We start from the raw sequence: 11,891 nt of genomic DNA on the forward strand, positions 1-11,891 counted from the left end.
AAATTCAGCTTAACACTACCAACTGCGTACTGGACCAGTATCAATATGGATAAAGTTGCTACGTGCATAATAACCGACACCACCCGCGTTCAGGCTTTTGGCTACGTCTCTTAATTCTTTTAGGTTAACACCATCAATACGGAAATCGATCGCTTTACCTAACATGTGGTAGCTCTTCTTGGCTACGCCACTCGACTTTGAGCGCAGTGCTTCATTGGTCGCTGGAGAACGGTAACCAGAGATGATTTGAACTTCTTTTTGAATACCCAGTACATTTTGAATCTGAGTGATCTGATCAAACAGGTTCTTATCCATTGGATGAATCTCATTGCGGCGGAAGTCACGGCAAAGCTTACTTAGACGAGCCATTTCATCACCAACATAGTTAGTGCCATCGAAATAACAGGTCTCTAATCGTTCACCGGTGTGAAGGTTGTTCATGCTAATCGTTCTTGGTTGATCAGGGTATGAAGCAAAAGCGATGGAAGGAGTGATTGAGGCGACAACAGCGGTACCACCAGCGTAAGTCAGAAACTGACGGCGTGAAAATAAACTTTGAGACATACAGCAAAAAAACCAATTAGATCGAACGAAAAATGCACGATACATAATGGAAATTGCTGCGTCAACGTACAAAAACCGCCCAAAAGGTTAGTATTTGTAACCTTTGCACGGTTAGTTATTGATCCACATTATAATTTTATCAATAGAAGCTTAGTTGTCATTTTTTGGTCAAGATCACCCTTATTGGCTTCACTGATAATTAACCACCCTCTTTATCATATTGGTAGATGTCACCACGATACTGTATGCCCCCTTCTTCAAACAGAACGGTTTGATAGATGATATGCACGGGGATTCGCTTCTTGAGGCGAACCTTAGTATTAGGAGCAAGGTCGTTACTTTGGTTAGGGACTTTCCTTACCTTGGTGGCAAACAACAATTCAGCCAATTCCTCTGCATGTTCGACACGTATACAACCTGAACTATAAGCTCGGAAGTCATCATTAAACAGGCCTTTACTTGGTGTATCGTGCAGGTAGATGGCGCGCTTATTAGGTGTGTTGAACTTGTACAATCCTAGTGCATTACGTGAGCCCGCCTGTTGACGCATTCGATATGGGAACGAATTGAAATTGATGGTTTGCCAATCGATATCTGTGGTGTCGACGGTTTCCATGGTGCGCCAACCGTCAATCACTTGAAAGTTGTGTGTTTCTAGGTAGCTTTCGTCCGCTTTTACTTTAGGCAAGATGTCTTTCACCATGATTTTCCATGGTACGTTCCAAGTCGGATTTAGGATGACCGAATCTAGGTTTATCTCTAAAAGCGGTGTTTTTCGCGACTTTCTACCCACGACGACTTTGGATTCAAAGACCTCTTCACCATCTTCCCAATACTTCATATCAAAACTAGGGACATTTACTACGATGAGTGAGTCTCTGTCTCGTGGCCATAAACGAACACGTTCAGCATTCAGAGCCAATGACGTCAATCGATCATCAAAGCTCATGTTGATCCATTTGATCGTATTTGGCCCGACGATCCCATCTGCCGTAAGGCCGTGCATATGTTGGAAGGATTTAATGGCTGTTTGCAGATCTCGATCGAACTCTGGGAAATCAACCGCGATCATCGAGGTATCAACACCGATCAAAGCAATACGTTCAACAAGAGTCGCCTTGTCTGAAAGCGGGTCACCCAATCGCTTCAAACCTTTCTGTTTATAACGTTCAATATTGAGTTCAGAAGCGGTTTCTAGCACGGAATAGGTCGCCTTGAATTGGTCAAAATCTCCAACAGGCGGAGCGTAGGACAATACCATTTCTAATAAGTAATCGTTGGTGACACTGCTTTTCAATCTCATCAGAATATGAGGAGAAGGCGCAGGTAATTTAGAATGCAGCTTACCCGAGAAATACCACTCTTTACCGGCAAGTGGTGCATTCTCAATATAGCTTAGGTAATAGATAAAGGTGTCGGTTAACAAGATATCCAATTCTTGCCATTGACCACGAGATTGATACTGGCGGATTTGTTTTAACTGACGATCAAAAAGAGGCGCCATTTGTGCTTGTTCTAAAAGCGACAATTGGAATTCAAACGCCTTAACAAGTTCAGGCGAATCCCAAAGAATTGGAAGAGAAGAGTCTTGATAAATGCTCTGGGTTAGCTCTGGATAAATCAGCATAAAAGAGAGCTCTGAATCAGCCGGAATAAATCGGCTCTCGTCAGAACTCGTATAGCCCCATGCATGCACAGAAACTAACACCAATAATCCACAGAAGTATTTCGCTAACATGCTTAACCCCATCACCAATCATCTCATAAGTATGGCAAAGAAATAGGAGTAAGCATGTTATTTTTTAAGGAGTTTTATGAACTAAATTGCACTCCAGTGGTTATCCCACTGGACCGATGATTGTTGACTGGATTTCTCATAAGGCTTGCGTTGGCTCACCACACTGCCCGCTCCAGAGCTGAGTCGAAATTCACCATCAAGCAGCACGGCACCAGAAGCATCAGACAGCGCAGAGAGTTCTACCAATTCTTTGGTTTCTTTAGACCAAATACCGTAGCAGTTGCCTCTTGGCGAAGTCGCAATAATCCAATCATCTGACGCAGCAATACTTGCGATATAGTGATTAAATCTTGCCCATTGCTCAGGCTCCGCATTCAGTGATTCAAACTGTCCACCTTTAGTATGCATCGCCAACAGCGAAGGATACTCGTCTGGCTCGCCACGATATTGCTGACCACAAAGTACAGTTTCAGCACCATCATGGGCTAAGTGTCTAATGCTCAGCTTCTTGTCGAGCAATTCAACCTGATCAAGCAGCGCACCTTCAGGTGAAACATAACTTAGACTCGGTTGCATCGAATCGAGGTTTTTCGGTGTTCTACCGTCAGTATGAACGCCGCCAACGCCAATCGCGAGGTTTCCATCCGGCATGATGATCACTTCATGAGGGCCAATACCAAAGCCAGTGAATTCCTCGACCTTACGATAGCCTTGTGCGACATCGTAAACGCCAATCACACCTTGGCTGCTGTCCGTTTTCCCTTCAGTGGCATATAGTAACTTGCCATCTAATGAGTAAACGCCATGACCATAGAAGTGGCGATTGTTACCTTTCACGACCATCTTTATCTGCTGACCATTTTTATAGTCAAACACCATAAAATAGTCACCAGGACGACGAGCAAAAACCGCCGCATGTGATGATGTTGGGCAAATCGCGACGCCGTGACCACGAGCGGGAATCTGCAATTGATTCAATGGCATTCCATATTCGTCAGCCACAACTGCTGAATATTGGCCACGACCATTAAGCGCACAACCAATCAACTGGGGATCGTTCGACGCACTCGCCCCATCCTTTCGACTCGCACAGCCAAATGGAAGCACAGGAACAGCTGCACAACCCAGTGCAGCCTTGAGTAGCGTTCTTCGCGTAGTATCAGTCACCATCGGTAGCATTAAATCCTATTACCACGCCAAGCTCTATCGCCACTTCTTCATGAATCAGGTACTTCAAACGTTCTAGTTTGTTGTATTGAGTCAGCACATCTCGGTAGCCCTCTTTGCTCTGCAATAACTCAAACAAGCTAGAGTCTGTAGGCCAAGTATCTAGCGTCAATGTGAACTGCTCAGCAACACGATCAGCAAGGTCGTTTAAGCCCTTCTCTCTTAACAAGCCATCAAGACCATTGCCATCAGCCAGATAAAGCTTTTGAAGTGCTGCTACATTCGCTTTTAATTGAGTCATCGAGGTTTGTGCACGCCATGATTCAGAGAAGTAAGGACGCGGATGACCGATTTTCGCCATCGGGCGACTCAGCTTTTTCATGCTGTAATCAAGTTGGTTGGTCAATAAAGCGATGTATTCAGACTCCCAACGGGTCTCGTCTAACGCTAACCAAGGGTTAACCTGCCATGCCTGTGCAATCGAAGATGACTTAATCGCTAAGTTTTCAGTAATTGCTTGTGACGACTGGCAACCTAGCGCTTTGTCTTGAAGCAGTGGCGATTGCTCGTCATAAAGCGACCACTCCAATGCGCCAAGTCCTTGCACTGTCACACTCTGGTGAGCAATTTCGTCTTGAGACCAAACTTTATCTTGCTGAGTCAGCTGGCGCATTTTTAGGCCTGTGGTGTTCTTTTTGTCTGGCCAGAATTGAACATTCCAGCTCTCTTCAAGCGCCGCTGTTGGGCCTCTTTCTTGGCCTTGCAGTGCCATCCAACTGTTCATGGTGAGCTGCCACTGATTTTTCAAGGCATCTAACTCAACATCATTGGTTTGGCAGTAACCCTGCATCAAGACTTCTAGCTCATTTGCTTGCTTGGCGAATAGAACGGCTGAATCAAACTCTTGTTGATAGACACTGCGACTGATGTGATCGGTCGTGTCTGCTTGATAAGACACACCGTTAACCTCAGATGAAGCGGCTTGCTCACCCGATGATTGGCAGCCTGCCATGATTAATACCGACAAAGGCATTAACAAAAATTTATGTGTCATGCTGTTACCTTACTTCCTAATTTTTCTTCTAATTATATGAGTTCATTAAATACGAAACGACCGCTGACCCCGTATTCCTACAAGTTCAGCGGTTATGTGCTTTAGGTTAACTTATGCTTCGGGTTAACTTGTTCTTTGGGTTAACTCGATCGTTGAACGACTGAATCTCAGACCGACTATAGCGAATTCAAAAACGCCAGTAGTGCTTCACGCTCAGTGGCATTCAAAGACAGAACGTTTTGTTTCGCCATTTCTGCTTCACCACCATGCCAAAGTACCGCTTCCATAACGTTTCTTGCTCGACCGTCATGAAGCAGGAACGTATGACCATTCACTTCTTTGGTATAGCCTAATCCCCATAAAGGTGTTGTGCGCCATTCTTGGCCATTGGCAAGATACTCAGGTCGATTGTCGGCTAAACCTTCACCCATATCGTGCAACAACATATCTGTATATGGGCTAATTAACTGATTAGACAATGCAGGTAAGCCTTCACGCTCAGCCGTGCGGAATTCAGCTTGGTGACAACTTTGACAACCCGCGTCTTTAAACAGCTTTTTACCTTGCACAACAGCAGGGGTATCGATGTTACGACGAATAGGCACGGCTAAATGCTGCGAATAGAACTCAACAAAATCTAAGATGTTATCGCTGACTTCTGGCTCGCCACCATTCGGAAAATCATCACAGGTTGATTGCGCTGATGTGCAGTTCTCATTCGGGAACAAGCGACTGGTTAAGCCTAAATCACCATTAAATGCCGCCGCGTTTTGCTGCATTAGATTTGGTTGTCCTGCTTTCCAACCGAAACGACCGAGCGTCATCTCATTGGTTTGAACATCAAGAACATGATTAGCTTTACCTGAAATACCTTGCTTGTCCGCTAATTGCTGCTCAGCAAATCCAAGAATCGTTTCTTTTGAAATGCTCTCAAGTAAGCCAAGGCCAATCATTGGCGGCGCAACTCGAGCAGAAAATTCAGTTTTAGGATGCATCTCGCCGAAGGCAAGATCCGTAATCTTTAAAGTAGGTTTACGCAGAGTAACGACGGTGCCGTCTTTGAATTCAACAGGTACATCGGTGTAACTGATGTTCACTTTACCCTCTGGTTTCACACCTTGAAGCGCGAAATCTTGTAACTGGCCGCCGTATGTCGGTTCTGGAATGCCACCATCGCGTATAAAGGCTTGTCGCTGCTCTGGCGTTTCAGCAGGAATGCTTAAGCGAACCAACATTGAAACCGCGTTCTCATCGCCTTTTTCAGGCGCGTGACCACGACCATCTTTGATGTGACAGTTTTGACAACCGTTAGTATTGAACAATGGACCTAATCCATCACGCGCATCGGTTGATGATGGCGCAGGTACCCAAGGGTTTCTAAAGAAGCTGTTACCTACGCTGAAATCCAAGCGCTTGCTCATTGGCAAGTTGGCGGCAGGAAGAGAAAAAGCGTTCGCGCCCTCTTTCTTTACTGTGGTTTTGCCACCAGAGTAGGTTTCATGGGCGTGCAATGGAGATAAGAAAAACAGTGCGGTTAATAGTGAGGCTGAGAGATACGACTTCATACATTGCCTTGCTGTGTTTTGATTTTAGTTTTTATGTGGGTGTCACTTTCTTGAGTAGCAAACAATTAAGGGCTCCATAAGAGCCCTTATATTGGTTCTATACCAATCACAGTAAGTAAGTGTTCAGAAATTGCGCAGGAAAAAGGCTTGAGAACAAGGCGTAATTTTCTGATAAGTAGTTATTCTACAATCAAAAATTACAACGCAGTTATCGAGCGTTTTAACTAGCTAGGCTGACCAGTTATTTACTACGATTGGTATTAGCCTCGGGTTCTTAGAACTCGTGATCCGCTGTGTCTGGGTTTAGGCTATCAATGCCAATAACACCCGCAGCACGCTCAATTGCAGCTGTTTGAGACACTAGAGCAACAATTGTTTTGTTTACTAGTGCATTACCTGCAGCGTTGTCAGCAGCAATTAGCTGATCGAAGTGCTGGTTGTTTTTCTCTGCAGAAACAACAAGCTGACCAACTTGTGCACGTGCTAGATCAAACTGCTTTTGAATCTCTTTTGCAGCTTGCTCGTCTTTTTGTTCAACTAGGTCAAACAGGCTAGGGCCTGAAAGTAGAGAACCATCTTCACGCTTGTACAAGCCAGTGTATACGTTGTAGATACCTTGCTCGTTGTAGTAGTGAGAGTTGTGCGTGTTATCAGAGAAGCAGTCGTGCTCATCTTCAGTAGAGTTTGCTTCTAGTGCAACCTTCATACGCTCACCCGCTAGTTCACCTAGAGACAGTGAACCCATGCCAAATAGCATTTTACGTAGGCCGTTCTCGCTAGATTCAGAAAGAAGCTCTTGACGGTAGTTGCCTTTCTCGCCTTCAGCCCACTGCTTTTCCATCCATTCTAGGTCTTGGATAAGAAGTTCAGCTGATGCTTTTAGGTATGCACCACGACGGTCACAGTTGCCATTAGTACACTCTGCGCCAACAACGAAATCAGTGTAAGCACGCTCACCTGCACCGCTGTTTGTGCCGTTTAAATCTTGGCCCCAAAGTAGGAATTCAATCGCATGGTAACCAGATGCTACGTTTGCTTCAGAACCACCGATCTCGTTAAGATCTGCGATTAATTCAGGAGTGATGTTGGTTGCGTCTACTGTAGTTTGACCAATTTGGAATGTTTTGTTCGCAACGATGTTTGCGCTAGCGCCTTCGTTACCAAGCTCATATTGGTAATCAGAAGAAACGTAATCGATAAGGCCTTCATCTAGTGGCCATGCGTTCAATTGGCCTTCCCAGTCATCAACAACAACGTTACCAAAGCGGAATACTTCAGACTGTTGGTAAGGTACACGAGACTCAAGCCAAGCTTGTTTTACTTGTTCGAAATTGCCAGCAGAAGGAGAAGCTAAGAAGGTATCAATAGAAGAGTTCAACGCTTTTGCTGTAATTACTGAATCTGCAAACACTGCATGAGCAATATCTGCGTAATGTTCTACAACTTGATCTTGAGTTACTGCTGCGAAAGAAGAAGCAGAGGCAAAAATGAGTGACGAAGTTACGGCTTTGGTCACTAAAGATTTAATGGTCATGAAGCATCCTTGTTGAGCTTTAAATTATTATTCGTAGTAATAGTGCAAACCATTATCATTTACACTACGGATTGGAATAATACAAACTTACAATTTTATTGCAAGATAAATACAAAAAAACCTCACATTTGTGAGGTCTTTAAACATTTTTGTGTTAGGCGCAACAGTGGAGGCTAATCAGATGTCCAGATTATGCTTACCGTGTGAAACTTTGGCCTTCAAGTAGCTTTCGTTACCCGATTTAATGTGGGCCGAAGTGTTGACCACTTCTGCAATCTCAATACCAAACTCTTTAAGTTCGTTGATTTTCTTAGGGTTGTTGGTCACCAAGCGGATTTTTGTGGTACCCAAAGCACGCAGCATTTCTGCAGCTTCGGTGAAATCACGTAAGTCGTCGCCAAAACCCAAGTGGTTATTCGCTTCGTAAGTGTTCATCCCTTCGCTTTGAAGGCGGTACGCATCAATCTTGTTGTATAAGCCGATACCACGACCTTCTTGGCGTAGATAAAGAATCACACCGCCAGTTTCACCCATGATTTGAATGGTTTCGTCTAGCTGCTCGCCACAATCACAGCGAGATGAATGAAAAACATCACCAGTCAGACATTCAGAGTGCATACGAACAAGAGGTATGTCTTGTGTCTTATCGGCTGATTTAAATATCACAGCAACATGCTCTTTATCTGTTTTCAATCCATGAAAAGACAGAAGCTCAGCATCAATACTGCTTGTTACCCCTACTTTGAAATCTATTCTGGCACGTACTTCCGCCATATTTATACTCACTTGAAAATTCGATGTATTTAAAAACACTACATTATTTGTCTAAACAAGTTTTTGTAGCCAACTATCTAATGATAGACACTATGGGGCTGTTAACAATTTTTTTCAAGGTCGACTACGCACAAAGTGTTACATTATAACAATTAATCATCAAACAAGAAAAAACCCCACATTGGTGATACCAACATGGGGTTATAAATTAATCAGTTGCGGCTGAGGTTCTACTTTTTACAGAACGATCAACTTACTTGAGTTTGCTTCCAAATGACGAGTTGAACCCAAGCATTCTCCAGCTCTGTCAGTTCTTCTTGCGTGAGTGTAGAAATACTCGACTTGGCACTGTATTTTTCTCCCCACTTGTCCGATTGGACATGGGTATGGAATTCTTTTTTCAAATTTGAGATTAGGTTATCCACAAATACATCCTTATATAACAGTGCTCAGCCTTTATAATCTCTTAATGTTACAAAATACAGGTTAATTGGTAAACAGTAATACGTAATTTTTATGAGCTCTTTCTAACACTTTTTACTGATAAATATATAAATAAGAGAAAAAGAACGACCGGTAAGAGCCAAAGTAATAGCGTTGAAGCACTCATTGCGGGCTTGTAGAGTACAAATTCACCAAACCTTTCCGTCATGTATTGAGTGATTTCGTTATTACTCTTCCCTGCTTTCACCATATTAAACACAACAAGACGCAAGTCTTTTGCTATTGGAGAGTTCGATTCAATCAGATTTTGATTCTGACATTGTGGGCAGCGCAGCGATTTTGCCAAACTAATAGCACGCTGTTGTTGGTTAGGGCTTTCAAACTCAAATAACTCTACCTGAATGCTTGTATCTTTATCACCCGCCGTAAACAGATCTTCAGCTAATACAGGGAAGTTGACGACAATAGTAGCGCTCAGTATGAGCACTATGTTGAGCAGGAACTTCATCATCCATTTGTACCTTTAAAATAGTGAGCGAGTTCTTTGCGCCAAACCGATTCATTAATCACGCCTAGCAACTTCTTAACTATTTGGCCTTCAGCATCAACTAGATACGTCTCAGGAGTACCGATTACGCCCAACTCTAACGCCAACTTCCCTTTAGTATCGCTGATCACAGTTGAGTACGGGTTGCCGTCGTTGGACAATACATTAAGCGCAGCACCGGGGTTATCTCGATAATTGAGACCAACAATTGGAATGCCTTTCTTCTGTAGTTCGAGTAAAAAAGCGTGCTCGGTTTTGCATATTCCACACCATGAAGCCCATACATTGACCAGTTGATAAGGGTGTTGAGTAATATCAGCGAGCGTAAGCTTAGCCGTTTCAGAGCTTAATATTTCAGAACTTAATGCTTCAGAATCGAATGGCTCATTTGTAACGAGCTTTGCTGCCGTAAATTCAGGGAAAGCCCTTTTTTGCTCTGAAACGCTGGTCGTTTGTTGCTTACTGTCGAGCGCATATGAAAATGCAACGACCAAAGCAACAGCCACTGAAAATAGAGCAATGAGTTTATTACGAACGCTGGTATGCATACTGTGCAGCCTTAACGGTTTTCTTTTTACGATTGATCAGTGAAAGCACAGCACCTAGAATTGAGAACAGCCCACCAAACCATATCCAACGAGCATACGCTTTGTACTGAACTCGAAATGCATAAGCGGTAGCGTCAACTTTCTCACCCATGGTGATATACACATCGCCATGCCAGAACCATTTCATTGCGGGCTCGCTCATGTTCATCACTCGAACTTGGTAATGTCTTCTTTCCGGCGAAATAGAAAAACTTTGCTCGCCAGTATCTAGCTTAAGTATCGCCTTTTCAGCGGTAAAATTTGAGGCGACATAAAGCTCTGTATCTTCATGAGTAAGCGTCCAGTCCATAAACTCCACTTGTTCATCTGGGCTTAATTTATAACTGCGCTCAAACGAGTGGTAACTGTTCATTGCAGCGCCTACAGCCAAGACCGCGACACCAACATGGGCAAAGGTCATCACCCAGACTTTTCGTTGGAACTTGGAACTGCGCGTTACCGCTAAGCCATAAACATGAGTGAGTAAAACCCAAAATGCGAGTGACCATGTCATCAGAGCCATCACTTGTCGGTGGACTTGTTCCACTTGCCATGAATAACAAACGTAACCCAATGCCAACGACACCAAAGCTAACAATGAAATAACACCTTTGGTTGCTTGAGGTTTAACACTCAACAATGGGGCTAAGCCAACCACGCCAAGTGCGAGCAAAGCCAAAGGCGCAATCAACAGATTAAAGTATGGTGCACCGACCGATATATTACCTAATCCAAGCAGCTCAAAGACCATTGGATAAAACGTACCAAACACCACAACAGCGGTCGCCAGTACAAAAATGAGCACCGCAACTAGGCTTAAAAAGCTCTTACTGGCGAAGCTAGTAATCGGGTTAGATTCAAAAGACTCCCCTCTAATGATAAGAAGAGAGAAAGAGCTCACTAGCACCAACATCAATATAAGCAGCAGTGCGATACCTTTGGTCGGGTCGACAGCAAAAGCATGCACCGATGTGAGTACGCCGGAACGAACAATAAAGGTGCCTAAGATACTCAAACAAAATGTAATGAAAGCAAGGCTTAGAGACCACTTCAGAAGCTGTTGTTTGCCCTTGGCAACACCTAAACAATGCAGCAGGGCTGTCGAAGTGAGCCACGGTAACAAGCTGGCATTTTCAACAGGGTCCCAGAACCACCAGCCGCCCCAACCTAATTCGTAATACGCCCACCAAGAGCCAAGAATGATCCCGGCGGTTAAAAAGATCCAAGCGACTAGACACCAACTGCGACAATGGGCAACCCAATCAAACTCAATAGGATCAACCAGCAAAGCGGCAACGGCAAATGCCAGCACCACAGAAAAGCCGACATAGCCAAGGTAAAGTAATGGAGGGTGAAAGATCAGGCCGACATCTTGCAACATTGGGTTAAGGTCACGCCCTTCTAGCGGCAAGATCGAATTCATTTCAAATGGGTTTGATGCGAATAAGGTGAACCAAGAAAATATCGCGAGCAGTAGATTCATTACCCACAACACACGGCTTTGGTATTCATTCGAATAGTGTTTTTGTAAGGCAATCACGCCAGACCAGACGCTGATCGTCAGTACCCAAAATAACAAGGAACCTTCATGGCCCGCCCATACGGCTGCTAGCTTAAAAAATGAGGGTAATTGAGTATTTGAATGTTCAGCGACATAGAGAATAGAGAAGTCATCACTGACAAAAGCATAGCCAAGCAATGCGACAGAAGTGAGAGAAAACAATGCACTTGAAAGAGAGAAACTGCGGATTAAACTTATATTTTGCGTCCGTTTGTTTAGCATTTGATAAAACGAATGCACACCAATAATGCTACTGAGTACAGCAACCAACACTAAACTAAACAGCCCCAAAGAACCGACCATATCACCTCAATAAGGCTCCGCTAGAGCAGAGCCGATCTGAACACACATCTCAT

Annotated in this window: 11 protein-coding genes; all 11 read right to left on the bottom strand. The window is 43.9% G+C overall.

The genetic code is table 11. From position 1 onward, the window contains the following. Window positions 1-15: 15 nt before the first annotated feature. The 11 genes from mepK to AC3CKG_RS10075 all read right to left on the bottom strand — a co-directional run bounded on the left by mepK (window position 16) and on the right by AC3CKG_RS10075 (window position 11,838). Window positions 16-564 carry a peptidoglycan L,D-endopeptidase MepK gene (gene mepK, locus AC3CKG_RS10025; protein ID WP_004733385.1) on the bottom strand — a complete coding sequence of 183 codons (549 nt, stop codon included), beginning with the start codon at window positions 562-564 and terminating at the stop codon, window positions 16-18. 199 nt (window positions 565-763) lie between these two features. Continuing rightward, the gene (locus AC3CKG_RS10030) at window positions 764-2,302 is read right to left on the bottom strand and encodes a L,D-transpeptidase family protein (RefSeq protein WP_488528286.1); all 1,539 of its coding nucleotides are present in this window, start codon (window positions 2,300-2,302) and stop codon (window positions 764-766) included. Window positions 2,303-2,383: 81 nt separating this feature from the next. Then, window positions 2,384-3,472 (bottom strand): DUF1513 domain-containing protein, encoded by a 1,089-nt coding sequence (locus tag AC3CKG_RS10035; protein ID WP_488528287.1) that lies wholly within the window; start codon window positions 3,470-3,472, stop codon window positions 2,384-2,386. Next, window positions 3,462-4,523, bottom strand: coding sequence for an imelysin family protein (locus AC3CKG_RS10040; protein WP_488528288.1), 1,062 nt, complete (start codon window positions 4,521-4,523; stop codon window positions 3,462-3,464). Before AC3CKG_RS10040 ends, AC3CKG_RS10035 begins: the two co-directional genes overlap by 11 nt. A 176-nt stretch (window positions 4,524-4,699) precedes the next feature. Further along, entirely contained in the window at window positions 4,700-6,088 is a 1,389-nt protein-coding gene (locus AC3CKG_RS10045) for a di-heme oxidoreductase family protein (RefSeq protein ID WP_488528289.1), read from the bottom strand. Window positions 6,089-6,362: 274 nt separating this feature from the next. Beyond that, window positions 6,363-7,622, bottom strand: coding sequence for an imelysin family protein (locus tag AC3CKG_RS10050; RefSeq protein ID WP_017110962.1), 1,260 nt, complete (start codon window positions 7,620-7,622; stop codon window positions 6,363-6,365). 177 nt (window positions 7,623-7,799) lie between these two features. Then, entirely contained in the window at window positions 7,800-8,435 is a 636-nt protein-coding gene (locus AC3CKG_RS10055) for a GTP cyclohydrolase II (RefSeq protein ID WP_318532737.1), read from the bottom strand. A 209-nt stretch (window positions 8,436-8,644) separates the two neighbouring features. Further along, complete coding sequence (locus tag AC3CKG_RS10060; protein WP_017106656.1) at window positions 8,645-8,821, bottom strand: hypothetical protein; 177 nt, start codon at window positions 8,819-8,821, stop codon at window positions 8,645-8,647. 89 nt (window positions 8,822-8,910) lie between these two features. Further along, window positions 8,911-9,351: a heme lyase NrfEFG subunit NrfF gene (nrfF, locus tag AC3CKG_RS10065; RefSeq protein WP_488528290.1), complete on the bottom strand. Its 441-nt coding sequence runs from the start codon at window positions 9,349-9,351 to the stop codon at window positions 8,911-8,913. After that, window positions 9,348-9,935, bottom strand: coding sequence for a DsbE family thiol:disulfide interchange protein (locus AC3CKG_RS10070; protein ID WP_488528291.1), 588 nt, complete (start codon window positions 9,933-9,935; stop codon window positions 9,348-9,350). Before AC3CKG_RS10070 ends, nrfF begins: the two co-directional genes overlap by 4 nt. After that, on the bottom strand, window positions 9,916-11,838 hold the full coding sequence (locus tag AC3CKG_RS10075; protein ID WP_488528292.1) for a heme lyase CcmF/NrfE family subunit: 1,923 nt from the start codon (window positions 11,836-11,838) through the stop codon (window positions 9,916-9,918). Before AC3CKG_RS10075 ends, AC3CKG_RS10070 begins: the two co-directional genes overlap by 20 nt. Window positions 11,839-11,891 lie beyond the last annotated feature (53 nt).

Source organism: Vibrio sp. QJM3NY_15, assembly GCF_057785995.1.